Origin of the sequence: Nonomuraea sp. NPDC050310, from assembly GCF_040655795.1 — a bacterium.
GTDB lineage: Bacteria > Actinomycetota > Actinomycetes > Streptosporangiales > Streptosporangiaceae > Nonomuraea.
Window position 1 is genome coordinate 82276 of record NZ_JBFAKP010000024.1, and the last position, 17705, is coordinate 99980.

At 73.2% G+C, this 17705-nt stretch carries 19 protein-coding genes; 6 read left to right on the plus strand and 13 right to left on the minus strand.

What is annotated here, in order from left to right; genetic code table 11:
• Positions 1–182: 182 nt before the first annotated feature.
• Both AB0I67_RS36475 and AB0I67_RS36480 read right to left on the minus strand, forming a co-directional pair.
• The gene (locus AB0I67_RS36475) at positions 183–959 is read right to left on the minus strand and encodes an ABC transporter permease (RefSeq protein ID WP_357933513.1); all 777 of its coding nucleotides are present in this window, start codon (positions 957–959) and stop codon (positions 183–185) included.
• Positions 956–1936: an ATP-binding cassette domain-containing protein gene (locus AB0I67_RS36480; protein ID WP_357933516.1), complete on the minus strand. Its 981-nt coding sequence runs from the start codon at positions 1934–1936 to the stop codon at positions 956–958. The genes AB0I67_RS36475 and AB0I67_RS36480 overlap by 4 nt, the downstream gene beginning before the upstream one ends.
• Positions 1937–1983: 47 nt before the next feature.
• On the opposite strand from AB0I67_RS36480, the gene AB0I67_RS36485 reads away from it, so the two are divergent.
• Complete coding sequence (locus tag AB0I67_RS36485; protein WP_357933519.1) at positions 1984–2727, plus strand: TetR/AcrR family transcriptional regulator; 744 nt, start codon at positions 1984–1986, stop codon at positions 2725–2727.
• A 28-nt stretch (positions 2728–2755) separates the two neighbouring features.
• Here AB0I67_RS36485 and AB0I67_RS36490 read toward each other — a convergent pair whose 3' ends face one another.
• The 4 genes from AB0I67_RS36490 to AB0I67_RS36505 are packed head-to-tail and all read right to left on the minus strand — an operon-like array spanning position 2756 to position 6225.
• Entirely contained in the window at positions 2756–3400 is a 645-nt protein-coding gene (locus tag AB0I67_RS36490) for a response regulator transcription factor (protein WP_357933522.1), read from the minus strand.
• Positions 3391–4512, minus strand: coding sequence for a histidine kinase (locus tag AB0I67_RS36495; protein ID WP_357933525.1), 1122 nt, complete (start codon positions 4510–4512; stop codon positions 3391–3393). The genes AB0I67_RS36490 and AB0I67_RS36495 overlap by 10 nt, the downstream gene beginning before the upstream one ends.
• Before the next feature lie 10 nt (positions 4513–4522).
• Entirely contained in the window at positions 4523–5311 is a 789-nt protein-coding gene (locus AB0I67_RS36500; RefSeq protein WP_357933528.1) for an ABC transporter permease, read from the minus strand.
• Positions 5308–6225 carry an ATP-binding cassette domain-containing protein gene (locus AB0I67_RS36505; protein ID WP_357933530.1) on the minus strand — a complete coding sequence of 306 codons (918 nt, stop codon included), beginning with the start codon at positions 6223–6225 and terminating at the stop codon, positions 5308–5310. Before AB0I67_RS36505 ends, AB0I67_RS36500 begins: the two co-directional genes overlap by 4 nt.
• A gap of 129 nt (positions 6226–6354) precedes the next feature.
• Here AB0I67_RS36505 and AB0I67_RS36510 point away from each other — a divergent pair, with 129 nt between their 5' ends.
• On the plus strand, positions 6355–6705 hold the full coding sequence (locus AB0I67_RS36510) for a VOC family protein (protein ID WP_357933533.1): 351 nt from the start codon (positions 6355–6357) through the stop codon (positions 6703–6705).
• Here AB0I67_RS36510 and AB0I67_RS36515 read toward each other — a convergent pair whose 3' ends face one another.
• Genes AB0I67_RS36515 through AB0I67_RS36530 form a run of 4 tightly spaced genes read right to left on the minus strand, consistent with a single transcriptional unit; the run spans position 6706 to position 10617 of the window.
• Positions 6706–7305 carry a TIGR03086 family metal-binding protein gene (locus AB0I67_RS36515; RefSeq protein ID WP_357933536.1) on the minus strand — a complete coding sequence of 200 codons (600 nt, stop codon included), beginning with the start codon at positions 7303–7305 and terminating at the stop codon, positions 6706–6708.
• Entirely contained in the window at positions 7302–8105 is an 804-nt protein-coding gene (locus AB0I67_RS36520) for an AraC family transcriptional regulator (protein WP_357933538.1), read from the minus strand. The genes AB0I67_RS36515 and AB0I67_RS36520 overlap by 4 nt, the downstream gene beginning before the upstream one ends.
• Complete coding sequence (locus AB0I67_RS36525; RefSeq protein WP_357933541.1) at positions 8102–8572, minus strand: NUDIX domain-containing protein; 471 nt, start codon at positions 8570–8572, stop codon at positions 8102–8104. Before AB0I67_RS36525 ends, AB0I67_RS36520 begins: the two co-directional genes overlap by 4 nt.
• Complete coding sequence (locus AB0I67_RS36530) at positions 8569–10617, minus strand: prolyl oligopeptidase family serine peptidase (RefSeq protein ID WP_357933544.1); 2049 nt, start codon at positions 10615–10617, stop codon at positions 8569–8571. Before AB0I67_RS36530 ends, AB0I67_RS36525 begins: the two co-directional genes overlap by 4 nt.
• A gap of 346 nt (positions 10618–10963) precedes the next feature.
• Between AB0I67_RS36530 and AB0I67_RS36535 the strand changes: the two genes are divergently transcribed.
• From AB0I67_RS36535 to AB0I67_RS36550, 4 genes are all read left to right on the plus strand, one after another.
• The gene (locus tag AB0I67_RS36535; protein WP_357933547.1) at positions 10964–11470 is read left to right on the plus strand and encodes an HNH endonuclease; all 507 of its coding nucleotides are present in this window, start codon (positions 10964–10966) and stop codon (positions 11468–11470) included.
• A gap of 24 nt (positions 11471–11494) precedes the next feature.
• Positions 11495–12307 (plus strand): GNAT family N-acetyltransferase, encoded by an 813-nt coding sequence (locus AB0I67_RS36540; protein ID WP_357933550.1) that lies wholly within the window; start codon positions 11495–11497, stop codon positions 12305–12307.
• Positions 12308–12435: 128 nt separating this feature from the next.
• Positions 12436–13791 (plus strand): erythromycin esterase family protein, encoded by a 1356-nt coding sequence (locus AB0I67_RS36545; protein WP_357933552.1) that lies wholly within the window; start codon positions 12436–12438, stop codon positions 13789–13791.
• A gap of 87 nt (positions 13792–13878) precedes the next feature.
• Positions 13879–14085, plus strand: a complete 207-nt coding sequence (locus AB0I67_RS36550; protein ID WP_357933554.1) for a zinc ribbon domain-containing protein — start codon at positions 13879–13881, stop codon at positions 14083–14085.
• Positions 14086–14100: 15 nt separating this feature from the next.
• Here AB0I67_RS36550 and AB0I67_RS36555 read toward each other — a convergent pair whose 3' ends face one another.
• From AB0I67_RS36555 to ilvD, 3 genes are all read right to left on the minus strand, one after another.
• Positions 14101–15159 carry a hypothetical protein gene (locus AB0I67_RS36555; RefSeq protein ID WP_357933557.1) on the minus strand — a complete coding sequence of 353 codons (1059 nt, stop codon included), beginning with the start codon at positions 15157–15159 and terminating at the stop codon, positions 14101–14103.
• Positions 15160–15234: 75 nt separating this feature from the next.
• Positions 15235–15720 (minus strand): WYL domain-containing protein, encoded by a 486-nt coding sequence (locus AB0I67_RS36560; protein ID WP_357933560.1) that lies wholly within the window; start codon positions 15718–15720, stop codon positions 15235–15237.
• A gap of 81 nt (positions 15721–15801) precedes the next feature.
• Complete coding sequence (ilvD, locus tag AB0I67_RS36565; RefSeq protein WP_357933562.1) at positions 15802–17643, minus strand: dihydroxy-acid dehydratase; 1842 nt, start codon at positions 17641–17643, stop codon at positions 15802–15804.
• Between the last annotated feature and the right edge of the window lie 62 nt (positions 17644–17705).

A 17705-nucleotide genomic window follows, 5' to 3' on the forward strand; every position in this document is an offset into this window, starting at 1 on the left:
CAGCCCGCACGTTGCCGAGCCCGAGGACAGCGGGCATTGCCCCGCATGCAGCCTGTCTACCGGCGGGGTAGGACGCCGATCTACGGGTCTTCCCCGACGTACGTGCCCGTCGGGCCGACGGGCAAGGTCAGCCGCTCATGCTCCGCAGGAGTAGCCCACGTAGAGGCCGTCGGGCGCGATGGTCAGGAGGAGGTGCGGCGGCGGAAGAGGTGGGCGGCGAGGGGGACGCTGAGGACAACCGTGCCGCCCAGCCAGGCGGCGGCCACCCACCCCGAAGTGCCCAGGGGCTGGTCCAGGAGGAGGGAGCGGAGGGTGGCCACGATGGGGGTGACCGGCTGGTGGTAGGCGAACTCGCGCAAGGCGCCGGGCATGGTCTCGGCGGGGACGACGCCGTCGGACAGGTACGGCAGGAAGAGCACGACGAAGCTGAAGGCGCCGGCGGCCTGGGCGGAGCGGACGAGCAGCCCCCAGAGCACCGCCACCGAGGACAGCGCCAGGACGTAGCCGACGAGGACGACCAGCACCCACGCCCAGTCGGTGAGTGAGGCGTCCGGCCGGAAGCCCAGGACGATCGCCGCGAGAAGGGCGAAGCCACAGGCCATGACGTTGCGGATGACCGAGGCCAGCACGTGTCCGGCGGGGACGGCCCAGGCGGCGATGGGCAGGGTGCGGAAGCGGTCGATCATGCCGCCGGTCATGTCCTCGGCGATGTTGACCGCGGTCAGGGCGGCGCCGTACCCGCCGGACATGAGCAGGACGGCCGGGACGACGAAGTCGATGTAGGCCAGCCCGCTGGAGCCGGTGGTGATCGCGCCGCCGAAGACGTAGACGAACAACACCATGATGATCACCGGCAGGGCGGTGTTCACGATCAGGCCGTCGAGGATGCGGGTCTCGCGGCGCAGGTTACGGCCGACCAGGCGGTACAGGTCGCCGCCCGCGGTCAGGGCGGTGCTCATCCGGTGCCTCCGCTGCGGGGTAGGGGGGTCGCCGCGGTGGCGGCGGTGAGGGTGAAGAAGACGTCGTCGAGGGTGGGGGTGCGCAGTTCCACCCGCTCGACCGGGATGCCGTCGTGGTGGAGCAGGTCGAGGGTGCGGCGGAGGTGGTCGGGGTCCTGAAGGCCCAGCGTCAGCCCGCCGGGTCCGGGGCGGGGGGCCGGAGGGAGGCCGAGGACGGCCTCGGCGCGCGGCAGGTCCTCGCCGCGGGCCAGGTGCAGGACCAGCCGCTCGGCCCCGACCTGGCGCTTGAGGGCGGCGGGGGAGTCGTCGGCGACGACCCGGCCGCCGTTGATGACCACGACCCGGTCGGCGAGCTGGTCGGCCTCCTCCAGGTACTGCGTGGTGAGCAGGATGGTGGTGCCCGAGGCGAGCAGGTCGCGGATGACCGCCCACAGCTCGGCGCGGCTGCGCGGATCGAGCCCGGTGGTGGGTTCGTCGAGGAAGAGGATGCGCGGCTCGGAGACCATGCTGGCCGCGAGGTCGAGCCGGCGCCGCATGCCGCCGGAGTAGGTGGCCACCCGGCGGCCGGCCGCGCCGGCCAGGTCGAAGCGGTCGAGCAGTTCCTGGGCCCGCTGCCGGGCCCGCCTGCGGCCCAGGTGGTAGAGGCCGGCGAAGAGTTCGAGGTTCTCCCGGCCGGTGAGCAGATCGTCGACGGTGGCCTGCTGCGCGGTCAGGCCGATGGTCCGGCGTACGGCGGCGCCCTGGCGGCTGACGTCGAAGCCGCCGACGCTGGCGCTCCCGGCGTCGGGGCGCAGCAGCGTGGTGAGGATGCGGACGGTGGTGGTCTTGCCCGAGCCGTTGGGGCCGAGCAGGGCCAGGAGCGAGCCGGTGGGCACGGTCAGGTCGATCCCGTCGAGGACGCGGGTCGTCCCGAAGGCTTTGACCAGGCCCCGGGCGGAAATGGAATCTGTGAGCGCCTTACTGTGTAGGCCATTCATAGTTTCAAGATACTGCACAATCCAGGGAGTGGGTCAAGGGAGGTGCGATGGAAGAGCAGCGGTCGCTGCCGTCCGTGGTGGAGCGCATGTGGGGCCGGGAGCCGGTGAACCGGCGAGGGCCGCGGCCGCGGCTGGACCTGGCGACGATCACCACCGCGGCCATCGAGCTCGCCGACGCCGACGGGCTCGCGGGGGTGTCGATGGCGAACGTCGCCTCCCGCGTCGGGGTCGCCGCGACCGCGCTCTACCGGTACGTGGACAGCAAGGAGGACCTGCTCACCGCGATGGCCGACGCGGTCGCCCCGCCGCCGCCCGAGCCGGGGGAGTCGGCCTGGCGGGAGTACCTCGCGCTCTGGACCAGGCAGCAGCGGGACGCCCTGCTGGAGCACCCCTGGCTGCTGTCGGTCAGCATGCTCGTGCCGCCGCTCGGGCCGCGGCGGCTGCTCTGGCTCGACCGGGCGCTTGCCGTACTGGAGGGGACGGGGCTCGACCACGGCGAGCGGGTCAACGTGGCCAGCGCGCTCACCGGGTACGCGCTCACCGACGCCGCGGTCGTGCGCGGCAGCGGGGGGCCGCCGGTGGCCGGGTCGGAGATCGGCGGAGCCGAGGAGTACGGCGAGGTGCTGGCCGACCTGGTGGATCCGGCGGGCTATCCGGCGCTGTCGGCGGCGATGCGCGCCGGGGCGATGCGCGGGGCGGTGGGCTGGGTGCAGGACGAGGACTTCACCTTCGGGCTCGACCTGCTCCTCGACGGCATCGAAGCCCTGATCCGCCGCCGAGCCACCACCTGACGCCCGCGGTCACCGGCCGCTGCGGCGGTCAGGAGTCCAGGTAGCGCAGGATGGCCAGCACTCGGCGACTGTAGCTCGGATCCCGTTCCAGCTCCAGCTTGTCCATGATCGCGTTGACGTGCTTCTCGACCGTGCTCAACGACACGTGCAGCCGCTCGGCGACGGCCGCGTTCACATACCCTTGGGCGAGGTGACGCAGCACCTCCACCTCCCGAGGGCTCAACCGGCCGAGCAACTCCCCGCGCGAGCTCCGGGCCAGCAGTTGCCGCACCACCTCGGGATCGAAGACCGCGCCCCCGGACCGCACCCGCTCCAGCGACTCCAGGAACTCCGCCACCTCGGACACCCGGTCCTTGAGCAGGTACCCCACCCCGGCGGTGTCCCCGGTCAGGAGCCGGGCCGCGTAAGTCTTCTCCACGTACTGCGACAGCACCAGCACGCCCACACCGGGCCGGCGCGAGCGGATCTCCAGCGCCGCCCGCAGCCCCTCGTCGGTGTGCGTGGGCGGCATCCGCACGTCCACCACCGCGACGTCGGGCGGCTCCCGCTCCACCGCGGCCAGCAACGCCTCGCCGTCGCCCACCGCGGCCAGCACCGTGTGCCCGGCCTCGTCGAGCAGCCGGACCAGCCCCTCGCGCAGGAGCACGGAGTCGTCGGCCAGGATCACCCGCACGGCGCCGCCTTCGGAAGCGCCGCGGCGATCCGCGTGGGGCCGCCCGGCGGGCTCTGGACGGTGAACCGGCCGTCGAGGGCCAGCACCCGGCGCTCCAGGCCGGACAGCCCGCCGCCGGCCGGGTCGGCGCCGCCCCGGCCGTCGTCGGAGATCTCCACCGAGACCGTGCGCTCGTCTTCGCTCACGACCACCAGGATGTCACCCGCGCGGGCGTGCTTGATCGCGTTGGTGATCGCCTCGCGGGCGACGAAGTACAGGGCGGTCTCGACCTCGGGCGCGGGCGGGCCGGCCAGGCGGTAGTGGACGGTCACCGGCACCCCCGCCCGCTCGGCCACCCCGGCGAGGGCCGAGCGCAGGCCCAGCTCGTCCAAGGCCGTGGGGTAGATCCGCCAGGCCACGCTGCGCAGCTCGTCCAGGAGCTGCCTGGCCTCGGTGTAGGCCTGGTCGACCAGGTCGGGGCGGGCCGTCCCGGCCTTGGCCCGGCCCAGCAGCATCGCCAGCGCCACCGCGCGCTGCTGGACCCCGTCGTGCAGGTCGCGCTCGATCCGCCGCCGTTCGTCGTCCACCGCGCGGACGATCCCGGCCCTGGTGACGGTCAGTTCGGTGATCCGCCGCCGCAGGAGCTCGTCCGTCCCCGGCCCGAGCATCCGGTCGGCCAGCCGCCGCTCGGCCGCCGCGACCACCAGGGCCAGCGCGGCGACGAAGGCCAGCAGCGCCACCCCGCCGGTCAGCCCGAGCGCCCAGCTGCTGGTGATCAGCTTCACGCCGGGCAGCTCGATCGGCACCGCGTGCGCGCGGCCCAGCACGAGGTCCCACAGCCCGCCCCCGACCAGGAGCACCGCCAGGAACAGCCCGGCCGCGCAGCCGTACCCGCCGGCGACGCCGAGCGCCCCGCGCGCCACCAGGAAGCCGAACCCGCCGGCCGCCTCCTCCGGAGCCCGGTGGCCGAGCCAGCGCGCCAGCCGGGCCCGCTCCAGGCGCAAGAACCACCCGAGGCCCCGCCGTACGGCAGGCAGCCGCGACGCGGGCCACGCCACCAAGGCGAAGGCCAGCTCGGCGACACCGAGCACGAACCCGAGCAACACCCCCGTCAGGGGCCGGAGAAGCGACACGGCCCCGAGCCTAGGCGTCCCGGCGGCGCAGCACGACAAACCCGGCAACGACCGCCAAACCAGTCCAGAGCACCAGCCAGCCGAAGCCTTCCCCGGCCGAGTACGGCAACGGCCCCCCGATGAGGTTCTCGGTGCTCTCCATGAACGCCAGCCCGGCGAACAGCGGCATCCGCAGCGACACCTCGACCGCCACCTGGCTCCCGGTCATCAGCACCATGAGCGGCAGCCCGAGCAGCGCCATGAACACCACCGTCAGCGTCCCGGCCGCGCTGCGCAGCGCCAGCCCGACCCCGAGCGTCAGCACCCCGGTCAGCGCGAAGTACGCGCCCACCCGCAGCACGTCCAGCGCCGTCTCACCCGGCGGCAGCACCCCCGAGTGCTCGAAGGCCTCCAGCGACAGCACCAGATGGACGACGACCGCCGACACCAGCGCCGACACCACCCCGGCGACCGCCAGCACCACGGCCACGACCACCGCCTTGGCCCCGAGCACCACGCCACGCGCCGGGACCGCCTGCAGCGTCGCCCGGATGCTCCCGGAGGCGTACTCGGCGGTCACCGCCAGCATGGCCAGCGCCACCAGCGCGAACTGGGCGAACACCGTGGCCGAGACGGCCGCCTCGCCGCCCTCGATCGCCGCCGTCGTGCCACGGCGCAACGCCTCGGTCGCCGCCCCCGCGCCGAGCGTCAGCGCGCTCAGCACCATGAGCGCCAGCGCGGACAGCAGGCACCACCAGGTCGAGCGCACCGACCACAGCTTGCCCCACTCCGCCGCCACCACCTGGCCGAACACCCTCATCCTCGCATCCTCTCCCCGGCGCCGAACTCGACGCTGCCCTCGGTCAGCTCCTGGTAGGCCTGCTCCAGCGACGCCTCGCGCCCGCGCAACTCGTGCACCCGGATGCCCGCCTCGAAGGCCAGGTCCCCGACCCCCTCCACGCTCATCCCGGTGGCCACCACCTCGTGCTCGGCGGTCCGCTCCGCCTCGGCGCCCGCCGCGCGCAGCCGCTCCGCCAGCTCCCCGGCGTGCGGGCTGCGCACCACCACGGCGGTCAGCGAACTGCGCGCCAGCACCTCGCGCAGCGGCGCGTCCACCAGCAGCCGCCCCTTGCCGATCACCACCAGGTGGTCGGCGGTCTGCTGCATCTCGCTCATCAGGTGGCTCGACACGAACACCGTGCGGCCCTCGGCGGCCAGCGACCGCATCAGCCCGCGCACCCAGCGCACCCCGTCCGGGTCGAGCCCGTTGACCGGCTCGTCGAACATCAGCACCGGCGGGTCCCCGAGCAGCGCCGCGGCGATGCCCAGCCGCTGGCTCATGCCGAGCGACAGCGCCCCGGCCCGCCGCCGGGCCGCCGCGCCCATCCCGACCTCCTCCAGCACCTCGTCCACCCGCCGCCGCGGAATGCCGTTGGCGCGGGCCAGCGCGACCAGGTGCGCGTGGCCGCTGCGCCCCGGATGCACCGCGCGCGCGTCCAGCAGCGCGCCGACCGTCCGCAGCGGGTTCACCAGGCTCCGGTACGGCCGGCCGCCCACCAGCGCGTGCCCCGCGCTGGGCCGGTCGAGCCCGAGGATCAGGCGCATCGTGGTCGATTTGCCGGCCCCGTTGGGCCCCAGGAAGCCGGTCACCTTGCCGGTGGCCAGGTCGAGGCTCAGCTCGTCCACCGCCACCCGGTCCCCGTAGCGCTTGCTCAGGTTCTTGAGACTGATCACCCAGGTCACGCTAGGTGCGCCGGGCCCGCCCGGCCATGGTGGCGATCCGCAGACCTCGATGGCGGAAAACCGTAACGCCAGGTCAGATTCGTCCAAGACCCGGCCCGGCCGCCGCGCGAGACTGAGGGCATGACTCAGACCGTTTACGCCCTGGCCCGTTACCGCGACTGCGCCGCCGCGGTCGACTTCCTCGTGGCCGCCTTCGGCTTCGAGGCCACCGAGACGTCCAAGAACGCCGAAGGCGTCCTGTCCCACGCCGAGCTCCGCGCGGGCGACGACAAGATCATGCTGGGTCTCGGCGCGCCCGGCGGTCCCGGCATCTACGTCGCCGTCGACGACCCCGACGCGCACTGCGAGCGGGCGCGAGCCGCCGGCGCGAAGATCACCATGGAGCTGGTCGACCAGCCGTACGGCTCGCGCGAGTACGCCTGCGAGGACCCCGAGGGCAACCCGTGGTACTTCGGCACCTACCGGAGCTGACTACCCGGCCCGCTCCGGGCTCCAGTCCGGCCGCCGCCCGAGGTGGGCGACGATCCGGTCGAGCACCGGCGCGTCCTCGGCCACCGGCACGCCGCGCACGAACGCCTTGCCGGGCGGCCTGGCCTCGGCGGTGTCCGGTACGGCCAGCGTCAGCGGCAGGCAGGCCGCCAGCAGGTCCTCGTCGAACCGCGGCGGCACGCCCACCGCCTTGGCCAGGTCCCAGGCGTGCACCACGCAGTCGATGAAGTGGAACCCGATCGCCAGCCGGGCCGGGATGGGCGCGCTGGTGCGCACCTCGGGCAACCAGAACGCGCGCTCCAGCACCCCGGGCTCGGCGAAGGCCGCCACCACCGCGCGGGCGGAGGCGGGGTAGTCGTCCAGCGAGGTCATCGGCTTCGGCTGCCAGAAGGCCAGCTCCGACGGCTGCCCCGAGGCGGCGAAGGCGAAGCCGTGGTTCTGCACGATCTGGTGCTCCACCAGGTCCCGCACGCTCCAGCCGGCGCACGGCGTGGGCCGGTCGAGGTCGGCCTCGCTCAACCCCGCCACCAGGCCGACCGTGACGTCCACCGACCGCCGGTTAAGCCGCACAATGTCGCTCATAGCGCGACACTAGCCTGCGGCCCGCGGTCTCGATCAAGGCCGATGGGCACGAACCGGCCGGGCGGCGCCCCGGCGAGCGCCCGGAACTCCCGGTTGAGGTGCGCCTGGTCGAAGAAGCCGCACTCCGCCGCCACCTTGGCCGGCCGCCGTCCCGCCCGTACCAGGCCGAGCGCCCGGTCGAAGCGGATGATCCGCGCCGCCGCCTTGGGCGCCAGCCCGATCCCGTCGTGGAAGCGCGCCACCAGGTGCCGGTGACTCCACTCCAGCTCAGCGGCCAGCTCCGCCACCGCCACCCGGCCGCCCGAGCGCACCAACCGCCCCCACGCCCACGCGATCTCCGGCCGGGTCGCCGGACCCTCCGCCAGCCTCGCCCCGACCAGCTCCTCCACCAGCGTCAGCCGCCCCGCCCAGGACGGCTCCGCCGCCAGCCGCGCGGACACCGATCTCGACCACCCGCCCAGCACCTCCTCGGCCGGCACGGTCAGGTTCGTCAGCTCGCTCATCGGCACGCCCAGCAACCGGCGCGCCCCGAGCGGGGTGAGCATGACCTCCACGCCCTCCGTCGGCCCGCTGATCCGCGTAGCCGTGGCCCGGTCGGTCAGCCCGCCGGTGAAGGAGGTGTACGGGACGCCGTCCACCTCCATGGCCGACTCGATACAGAAGATCAGCACCGACCCCGGGAAGGGCAGCTCGTCCCGCTCCAGCGGCGTGCCGTACTCCTCCCGGTAGGCGACCAGGCGCGTCACGAACGGGCGCAGTGACGCGCCTGGCGCCCGCCCGCTCATCCGCAACCCGGTCATGCTCCCAGGATGACTCGTTCCTGCGGTTCGTCGAAAGCCAGGTGCCCGGACGCGGGCCGCTCGGCGTGGAAGCGCAACGCGCTCTCCACCGTCGAGGACCGGTCGAGCCGGCCCACCTCGGCCAGCGGGAACCAGGCGGCCAGGTCGCTCGACCCGCCCACCTCGTGCCGCAGCTCCCCGCCCACGATCCGCGCGGCGTAGTAGAGCCGCACGGTGTGCAGGGGCCGGCCCTCCGGCGTCGTCCACACGATGGAGTCGACGCCGAGCAGCCCCTCGACCGCGATCTCGAAGCCGGTCTCCTCGGCCAGTTCGCGCACGACCGTGTCGTGCGGGTGCTCGCCGAACTCGACGCCGCCGCCCGGCATCGTCCAGTGCTTCTCGTCCACGCCGACGTAGCGGGTGAGCAGGATCTCCTCGTGGCGGAGGACGACCGCGTAGGCGGCCATCCTCCGCCGGCGCTCACTCACAGGCCGGTGTGCCTGGCGAGGAAGGTGAGCGTGTCGGCCGACAGGTCCACCGTGCGCGAGATCGACCGGGCGCCGTGCCCGACCTCGGTCTCGTTGCGCAGCAGGATCGGCCGGTCGCCGGCCTGGGCGTGCTGCAGCGCGGCGCACATCTTCCAGGCGTGCAGCGGGTGCACCCGGGTGTCGGACTGGAAGACGGTGAACAACGTCGCCGGGTACTCCACGCCCTCGCGGACGTGGTGGTAGGGCGAGTAGGCGTGCAGCCAGCCGAAGCCCTCGGGGTCGGCGGCCGAGCCGTATTCCACGTTCCACGTCGCGCCCAGCCCGAACTGCTCGTAGCGCACCATGTCGAGCAGCGGTGCCGAGCAGACCACCGCGGCGTACAGGTCGGGGCGCTGGGTCAGCGCGGCGCCCACCAGCAGGCCGCCGTTGGAGCCGCCGGAGATGCCGAGCTGCTCCTTGGTGGTCACGCCGGTGGCGATGAGGTGCTCGGCGGCGGCGTGGAAGTCGTCGAAGACGTTCTGCTTGTGGCCGAGCATGCCGGCGCGGTGCCAGTCCTCGCCCTCCTCGCCGCCGCCGCGGAGCTGGGCGATCGCGTAGACGCCGCCGGCCTCGACCCAGCTCAGGATGGAGGCGGAGTAGCCGGGCGTCATCGAGATGCCGAAGCCGCCGTAGCCGTACAGGATGGTCGGGCGGGGACCCTCGCCCGAGGCGGGCGAGATGACCAGCATCCGCACCTCGGTGCCGTCCTTGGAGCGGTAGGAGACCTGCTCGGTGCGGACCGCGGGCACCTCGACGGCGCCGGGGGAGGCCGCCCACAGGGTGGTCTCGCCGGTACGCGCGTCGTAGCGCTGGATGGTGGGCGGGGTGGTGTTGTCGGTGTAGCCGAACCACGCCTCGTGGCCGCCCTCCGGACGCTCGGACAGGCCGCCGATGCTGCCCAGGCCCGGGGTCGGCACCTCGCCGAGGCGCTCGCCGGTGGCCAGGTCGTGCACGGTGATCTCGGAGATCGCGTGCCGCGTCCAGCCGACCAGCATCACCGGGCGCTCGACGTCGTCGAGCACGGCGAAGTCGCTCAGTACGGCCTCGGGGTCCTCCGGGACGAGGTCGCGCCACTCGGCCGGGCTGTCCGGCGAGGCCACCGCGATGCGGCCGCGCGGGGCGTCGCGGTCGGTGTGCACGTACAGCCGGCCGTCGCGGCCGAACCACAGCCCGGTGGTGGCGTCCACGCCCTCCTGGACCACGACCAGCTCGGGGGAGTCGGGCGAGGAGGCGGTGAGGTCGGCCACCCACACGTCGTTGCGCGGCGCGGTGCCCTCGTGCGCCGAGACCTGCAGCCAGCGGCCGTCCATGGAGACCGAGACGCCGTAGTAGTTGGTCATCTTCAGGCCCTCGCCGAAGATCATCACGTCGTCCTCGGTGGAGGTGCCGACGCGGTGCAGGTAGACCCGGCGGTGGAACTGCGACTCGCCCTCCGGCACCTCGGTCGAGGGCAGCCGGCGCACGTAGTAGAACGCCTCGCCGCCGGGCAGCCAGGCCACGGGGGAGTAGCGGCAGCGGTCGATCGGCCCCTCGACGCGCTCGCCCGAGGTCACGTCGACGACGTAGAGCGCCGACTCCTCGTTGCCGCCCACCGAGATCTGGTAGGCCAGCAGGCGGCCCTCCTTGTCGGGCTGCACCGCGTCGAGCGTGGTCAGGCCGGAGGGGTCGAGCGCCATCGGGTCGACCAGGGCGCGCTCGGTGCCGTCGGGCTCGACCACGTAGTAGACCGCGTGCTCCTGCTCGGGCGTGCGGCGCGCGAAGAAGTGGCGCTCACCGCGCCAGCTCGGCACGCCGACCGAACCGGACTTCAGCAGCTCGGCGATGCGCTCCTTGAAGCGCTGAGGCTTGCTCTCGCGGCGGAACAGCTCCTCCTGCGCGAGCAGCCAGCCCTTGACCTCGGCGTCGTCGGGGTCTTCCAGCCAGCGGTACGGGTCGGGCACCGAGGTGCCATGCAGATCGTCGACGATCTCGCCACGGCGGGCTGTGGGGTACGGCTGTCGCGTCATGCTCAGGAGGCTATAGCGCGCGCGGCCCCGCCGAGGAGACCTTCGCTGCGGGCTGAGCCGCTCGCACCGGACGGGCGTAAAACCCTGGTCGAGTGGGCATAAATCCGACCGGGTCTTTCCCGCACGACATAAAAGGTGGCGGGAAAGACGCTGGTAACGACAGACTTGGGGAAGGACGGTGCCGTGGGATCCATCCGTCGGGCCGTCCGGCGGAGGTCCACGTGATGGAGTCGTCCGGGTCCCAGGAGGGGCCGCAAGTCCGGACATGCCACGGCATGTCCCCGAGGGGACACGCGTCGGCATGTCCCGGCTTCCTGATACTGAGGCATCAGAGGGGAGCCCTCTGATGCGACAAGTCCTGCTGTTGAACGCCACCTACGAACCGCTGACCACCCTCTCGCTGCACCGTGCCGTCATCCTGGTGCTCCGCGAGAAGGCCGACGTCGTGCACCGCGACGGCATGGGCGCGGTCCTGCGCTCGGCCACCTGCACGCTCGACGTGCCCTCGGTGATCCGGCTCAGACGATATGTCCGTATCCCCTACCGCTCGCGCATCCCGCTCACCCGGGCCGCGCTCATGCGGCGCGACGACTACCGCTGCGCCTACTGCGGGCAGCGGGCCGAGACCATCGACCACGTCATCCCCCGCTCCAAGGGCGGCACCCACACGTGGGAGAACTGCGTGGCCTCGTGCATGCCGTGCAACCACCGCAAGGCCGACAAGTTCCTGGAGGAGCTCGGCTGGTCCCTGCGGGTGGCGCCGGCCGTGCCGCGAGGGGCGCACTGGCGGCTCATCGGCGCGTCCCTGGTGGGCGACCCCCAGTGGGCGCCTTATCTGGAGGCGGCGGCCTAGGCCCGGATGGCACCATGGTGCGCCATGTGGACCTTCACCGACTCCGTCGCCGAGTACGCCCGTCATGCTGAGCCGTACCTGCTGAAGGACCCGGTCGCCAACACCGTCCCGCTGACCGTCCTGGCCAACCTCAAGGCGGGCGTGGCACACGGCGCCGACGGGCCCTACTTCGGCTGGTGGACCGAGGAGGGGAAGGTGCGGGGCGCGGTCTTCCGCACCCCGCCCTTCCCGCTCGGCCTGTCGGTCATGCCGGACCACGCGCTGCCCCCGCTGGTCGAGGCGCTCGCCGACCGCGAGCTGCCCTCCGTCAGCGGTCCGCGTGCCCTGGTCGACCGGCTCGCCGCCGCCCGCGGCTTCGACCGCCTGCGGCCCGAGCGGCTGTACGGCCTCGGCACCCTCGTCGAGCCGGCCGGCGTCCCGGGCTCCGGCCGGGTGGCCGCGGACGACGACCTCGCCCTGGTGACCCTGTGGGCGACGAGCTTCTCCACCGAGTCCGGCACCGACGTGGGCATCGACCTGTCCCAGCTCATGGCCAAGCGCCTCGCCCGTGGCGACATGGTGGTGTGGGAGGCCGACGGCGAGCCGGTCGCCATGGCCGGTGTCTCACCCGCCGTCGGCGGGGTCTGCCGGATCGGCCCGGTCTACACCCCGCCCTCGGCGCGCAGGCGCGGGTACGGCAGCGCCGTCACCGCCTTCGCCAGCCGTCACGCGCTCGCCCACCGCTGCGAGCACCTCGTGCTCTTCACCGACCTGGCCAACCCGACCAGCAACAAGATCTACCAGTCGATCGGCTTCCGGCCCGTGGCCGACTACGCCAACGCCGGCCACACCCGCTGAGGCCGCCCCCCGGAGGGTGTCCGGTAGGGCTGTCCCCCCTCTGACCTGGCCTGTTGGCAGGATCGAAGCCGCCGGCGCGGATCCGTACGTTGGTGACCACAGCACGAACACCGACCTGAGGATCCGTTTTGACGAACAACACTCTCCGCCGTACCGCCCCGATCACCCTGGCCCTGGCGGCCTGCCTGGCGGTCGCGGCCACCCCGGCGCTCGCCGGTCCCGCCCCCGCCGCCGCGCCCGTCGCGGCCGTCGCGGCCGGCGAGCCGGGCGACGCCCGGGTGGTGGCCGGCCTGGAGCGGCACGCCCAGGCGCTGCGCAGCACCCGGCCCGGCGGCCAGGCGCGCGACCTGCGGCCGCTGACGGAGATGATCAAGGGCGCCACCATCGTGGGCGTCGGCGAGGCCACGCACGGTTCCAAGGAGCTGTTCACCCTGCGCCACCGCATGTTCCGCCACCTGGTCGAGACGCAGGGCTTCACCACGCTGGCGCTGGAGGCGACCTGGTCGGCCGGCGTGCGGCTGGACGACTACGTGCGCACCGGCAAGGGCGACCTGCGGACGATCCTGACCGAGGAGTTCGAGAACGACTACGGCTCCTGGCGCACCCAGGAGTGGGCCGAGCTGTACGAGTGGATGCGCGAGTACAACCGCACCGCCCCGAACAAGCTTCGGGTGATGGGCTTCGACATCGGCGACGTCCACCCCGGCCAGTACCAGCGCGTGCTGGCCTGGGCCGACCGGCACCAGCCCTCGCTCGCCCCCGAACTGCGCCGCCGCTACGCCGGCCTGCTCGCCCTGCCCGGCGGCACGGCCGAGCGGATGGCGGCCCTGGCCACCCTGCCCGCGCCGCGGCTGAAGGCGCTGGCCGAGGACGCCGAGGCGGCCTACCGCCTGCTGGAGAAGGCCGACCCGTACGTGGCGCAGGAGGCCAGGGTCATCGCCCAGATGGCGACCATGTACACGCTGGAGCCGCCCAAGCTGCACCTGCACCGCGACAAGGCGATGGCCGACAACACCGTCTGGTGGCAGCGCCACACCGGCACCAAGACCGTGGTGGCGGCGCACAACGGCCACGTCGGCTACGTCTCGGCCTTCCCGCAGCACTACCCGATCACCCAGGGCGCCTACCTGCGCTCCCTGGTCGGCGACTCCTACGTGGCGATCGGCACCACCATCAACGGCGGCCGGTTCCGCGCCATCGACCCCAAGACCGGCAAGGTCGGCGTCTTCGAGACCGGCGCCCCGGTCCCGGCCAGCAACGAGGCGGTCCTCGACCGGGTGCGGCACCGCGACTTCTACGTGGACCTGCGCCAGGCCCGCCGTACCCCGGCCACCGGCGCCTGGCTGGACACCGCCCGGCCCACCTTCAGCATCCCGGCCAGCTACGTGCCCGAGCACTTCAACCAGCCGCTCGCGCTGGGCCAGGCCTTCGACGTCGTGGCGCACCTGCACCGCGTGAAGCAGGCCACCCCGCTGAAGGGCTGACACCCCTGGAGGCACGCACCGCGGCGAAAGCCGGGGTGCGTGCCTTCCCCGTTCCACCGAGGCGCTCCGGCCTCCTAAGCTGGGCGCATGCCGCGTTACGACTTCCGGTGCCGCGCCTGCGGCTCCACCTTCGAACTGTCCCGGCCGATGTCGGCCTCCGGCGACCCCGCCACCTGCCCCGAGGGCCACGAGGACACCGTCCGCCTCCTGTCCACGGTCGCCGTCACCGGCGGCACCTCCGCCCCCGCGGGCGGAGGTGGAGGCGGCTGCTGCGGCGGCGGGTGCTGCGGCTGAGCGGGACGCGGGGGATCAGGCCGAGGACTCGTAGGCGAAGGCCTCGGCCACCAGCCTGGCCACCTGCCCGACGGTGGTGACGCCGCTGCCCATCGACGGGTGGTGATCCGACAACACCGCGATGAGCAGCTCGTGCCCGCGCATGGTGACGCGGCCCAGGGTGTTCACCGTCCATAGTCCGCCGTGCACCTGGGCGGGCAGCCAGCCGTTCTTCACCTCGGCCCCCTTGGCCAGCCGCCCGACGCCCCACGCCTGGTCGGGCACGACCGTGGCCATCAGCCGCCCGGCGAACCGCCGGTGCCGGGCGTGCACCGGCCCGGTGTGGTCGGTTAGCCGGTCGAGCACCTCGACCTGGTCGGCCGGGAAGCTCCGCGTCGACCCCCAGAACGGCCCGGTGCCCGGCCACGTGTCGTCCACGCCGAGCCCGCGCAGGACGCGGGTCAGGCCGGACCGGCCGCCGATCCTCCGGTAGAGGGTGGCCGCGCTGGCGTTGTCGCTGTGCCGGATCATGCTCGCCGCCAGGGACCGCTCCGAGCCGGTCAGCTCCCGGTGCTCGCGCTGCACGGACAGGAGCAGGGCCAGCAGGATGTCCACCTTGGCCACGCTGGCCAGCATGAACGGCTCCCGGTCGGCCCGCGCCTGGCCGCCCTCGCGGAAGGCGTAGCGCTCGCCCGTGCTCCGGTCGTACACCGCCACCGAGGCCCGCCCCGGCCGCCGGGCCAGGAACCGCCCCACCTCGCGATCGAGCCGCCCCCGCCACCCCCCGGCCGCAGGCACGCCGGCCGTACGGACCTCGGCCGCACGCACCGCAGGGGTCCTACTGGTGGTGGCGAACCCCGGCGGGCCGGGCAGCCCGATCCGCCAGACGCCACCGCCCGCCCCGACGGCGGAGGAAGACCGGTCCCACCCAGCCGCTTCCCGGCTCGGCGCGGCGGCGGAGAAGGTGGCGGAGAAGGTGGCGGCACCTCCCGCCGCCGCGAGAGCAGCGGGCCGCACGGGAACAGGCGTGGTGGCCTGCGCGCAGCCGGCCAGCAGGGCGGGCACGACGGCCAGCCAGACACCCCGAGAACGCATGGCCGCGAGCCTGCCAGCCCCCATGCCAACGGCAGGGGGCCCAGCACGTCAAGCAGTTCCCAGGATTGTCCGGGGTCAGGCGGCGTTGCGCCGCTGGAAGGGCAGGAACCGCTCGGCCAGGTGCGGCCGGGCGGGGGTGAGCGTGGGCTCGACGGCGATGACCCGGTCGAAGCGGAAGGCCCGGATGGCGCGGCGCATCCGGCACACTCCCACGAGATACCAGAACTCCCGGTGCACCAGGCAGGTGACCGGCTCGACGTCGCGGACGGTGATGGCGTCGCTCGCGTCGCGATAGTGGAGCCGCACGACAAGCCGGCTGGTGATCGCGTCGGCGATCACCCGGGCGCGCGAGGCGACATCGGTCGGCAGCGGCTCGACCAGGGTGGCGAGGGTGGTCGCGATGACCTCGTCGCCGAGGTCGAGGTGCTCGAAGGCGTGACGCAGGCCGCGCCGGGCGGTGATGGCCTGCGGCCCGGCTCCCAGGTGCGCGAGGGAGAGGGCGAGGGCGGAGATCTCGGCGGTCGTGAGCGTACGGGTGGAGGGCTTCACGAGTGTCCTCATACCCAAAGAATAGACGTCGCCACCGACATTTTTCGAAAGCGTGTACGGCAAGCCTGCCGTACACGCCCGAAAAACCAGCGATCAGCGCGCGAGTTGCGACAGGTCGCGCGAAGCCCCGGTGGAGGCCGACGTGGTCATCGCCGCGTACGCCTGGAGCGCCGCGGTGATCGGCCGCTGCCGGTCGAGCGGCCGGTAGCCGCCGCCGGGCCGGGCCAGCAGCCGCTCGCGCCGGGCGGCCAGTTCGGCCTCGGGCACGCGCAGCTCCATCGACCGGCCGGGGATGTCGATGTCGATGGTGTCGCCGTCCTCGACCAGCGCGATCGTGCCGCCCTCGGCCGCCTCGGGCGAGGCGTGGCCGATGGACAGGCCCGAGGTGCCGCCGGAGAAGCGCCCGTCGGTGATCAGCGCGCAGGCCTTGCCGAGCCCCTTGCCCTTGAGGAAGGAGGTCGGGTAGAGCATCTCCTGCATGCCGGGGCCGCCCTTCGGGCCCTCGTAGCGGATGACCACCACGTCGCCCTCCTTGACCCGCCCGCCGAGGATGCCGTCGACCGCGTCCTCCTGCGACTCGAACACCACGGCCGGGCCGGAGAAGCGCCAGATGGCCTCGTCGACCCCGGCCGTCTTGACCACCGCGCCGTCGCGGGCGAGGTTGCCGTAGAGCACCGCGAGCCCGCCGTCCTTGGTGTAGGCGTGCTCCAGGTCGCGCACGCAGCCGCCGGCGCGGTCGAGGTCGAGGTCGTCCCAGCGGTTGGACTGCGAGTACGGCTTGACCGTGCGGACGTTGCCCGGCGCGGCGTGCCACAGCTCGATCGCCTCGGGCAACACGGTGGGCGACATCGGGTCCCACGCGCCGATCATCTCGCCGAGGGTGCCCCCGGCCACGGTGCCGGCGTCGCGGTGCAGCAGCCCGGCGCGGTCGAGCTCGCCCAGGATGGCCGGGATGCCGCCCGCGCGGTGCACGTCCTCGACGTGGTACTTGTCGGTCGCCGGGGCGACCTTGCACAGGCACGGCACCCGCAGCGAGATCTCGTTGATCTCCTTGAGCCCGAAGTCGACGCCACCCTCACGGGCGGCGGCCAGGATGTGCAGGATCGTGTTCGTCGAGCCGCCCATGGCCACGTCGAGCGCCATCGCGTTCTCGAAGGCGTCCTTGGTGGCGATCTCCAGCGGCAGCACCGAGGAGTCGTCCTCCTCGTAGAAGCGCCGGGTGATCTCCACGATCCGCCGCCCGGCGCGCTGGTACAGCTCCTTGCGCGCGCTGTGCGTGGCCAGGATGGTGCCGTTGCCGGGTAGCCCCAGGCCGATCGCCTCGACCAGGCAGTTCATCGAGTTGGCGGTGAACATGCCCGAGCACGACCCGCAGGTCGGGCAGGCGTTCTCCTCCAGCTCCAGGAGCTCGGCGTCGGAGACGTTCGCGTCGGCCGCGGCGATCATCGGGTCGATCAGGTCGAGCTTCTTGCCCGGGGTCTTGCCGGCCTCCATCGGGCCGCCGGAGACGAAGACGGTCGGGATGTTGAGCCGCATCGCGGCCAGCAGCATGCCCGGCGTGATCTTGTCGCAGTTGGAGACGCAGATGAGCGCGTCGGCGCAGTGCGCGTTGACCATGTACTCGACCGAGTCGGCGATCAGCTCGCGGCTCGGCAGGGAGTAGAGCATGCCGCCGTGGCCCATCGCGATGCCGTCGTCGACCGCGATGGTGTTGAACTCCCGCGGGATGGCGCCGGCCTCGCGCACCGCGTCGGCCACCACCTTGCCGACCTCGGCGAGATGCACGTGGCCCGGGACGAACTGCGTGTAGCTGTTGGCCACCGCGATGATCGGTTTGCCTAGGTCGCTCCCGGCTACGCCGGTCGCCCGGAGGAGGGCCCGGGCGCCGGCCATGTTCCTGCCGTGAGTGACCGTACGAGACCTGAGGGCGGGCATGAGCTGTCTCCCATCGCTGACGAGTCCTCACATGGTACGGCTATCGCCCGACCAGTGAGACG

Excerpts from the sequence above, each read along its gene's own strand:
- AB0I67_RS36475 (WP_357933513.1), bottom strand. The coding sequence starts at position 959 with ATGAGCACCGCCCTGACCGCGGGCGGCGACCTGTACCGCCTGGTCGGC.
- AB0I67_RS36480 (WP_357933516.1), bottom strand. The coding sequence starts at position 1,936 with ATGAATGGCCTACACAGTAAGGCGCTCACAGATTCCATTTCCGCCCGG.
- AB0I67_RS36485 (WP_357933519.1), top strand. The coding sequence starts at position 1,984 with ATGGAAGAGCAGCGGTCGCTGCCGTCCGTGGTGGAGCGCATGTGGGGC.
- AB0I67_RS36500 (WP_357933528.1), bottom strand. The coding sequence starts at position 5,311 with ATGAGGGTGTTCGGCCAGGTGGTGGCGGCGGAGTGGGGCAAGCTGTGG.
- AB0I67_RS36510 (WP_357933533.1), top strand. The coding sequence starts at position 6,355 with ATGACTCAGACCGTTTACGCCCTGGCCCGTTACCGCGACTGCGCCGCC.
- AB0I67_RS36515 (WP_357933536.1), bottom strand. The coding sequence starts at position 7,305 with ATGAGCGACATTGTGCGGCTTAACCGGCGGTCGGTGGACGTCACGGTC.
- AB0I67_RS36520 (WP_357933538.1), bottom strand. The coding sequence starts at position 8,105 with ATGACCGGGTTGCGGATGAGCGGGCGGGCGCCAGGCGCGTCACTGCGC.
- AB0I67_RS36530 (WP_357933544.1), bottom strand. The coding sequence starts at position 10,617 with ATGACGCGACAGCCGTACCCCACAGCCCGCCGTGGCGAGATCGTCGAC.
- AB0I67_RS36535 (WP_357933547.1), top strand. The coding sequence starts at position 10,964 with ATGCGACAAGTCCTGCTGTTGAACGCCACCTACGAACCGCTGACCACC.
- AB0I67_RS36540 (WP_357933550.1), top strand. The coding sequence starts at position 11,495 with ATGTGGACCTTCACCGACTCCGTCGCCGAGTACGCCCGTCATGCTGAG.
- AB0I67_RS36550 (WP_357933554.1), top strand. The coding sequence starts at position 13,879 with ATGCCGCGTTACGACTTCCGGTGCCGCGCCTGCGGCTCCACCTTCGAA.
- AB0I67_RS36555 (WP_357933557.1), bottom strand. The coding sequence starts at position 15,159 with ATGCGTTCTCGGGGTGTCTGGCTGGCCGTCGTGCCCGCCCTGCTGGCC.
- AB0I67_RS36560 (WP_357933560.1), bottom strand. The coding sequence starts at position 15,720 with ATGAGGACACTCGTGAAGCCCTCCACCCGTACGCTCACGACCGCCGAG.
- ilvD (WP_357933562.1), bottom strand. The coding sequence starts at position 17,643 with ATGCCCGCCCTCAGGTCTCGTACGGTCACTCACGGCAGGAACATGGCC.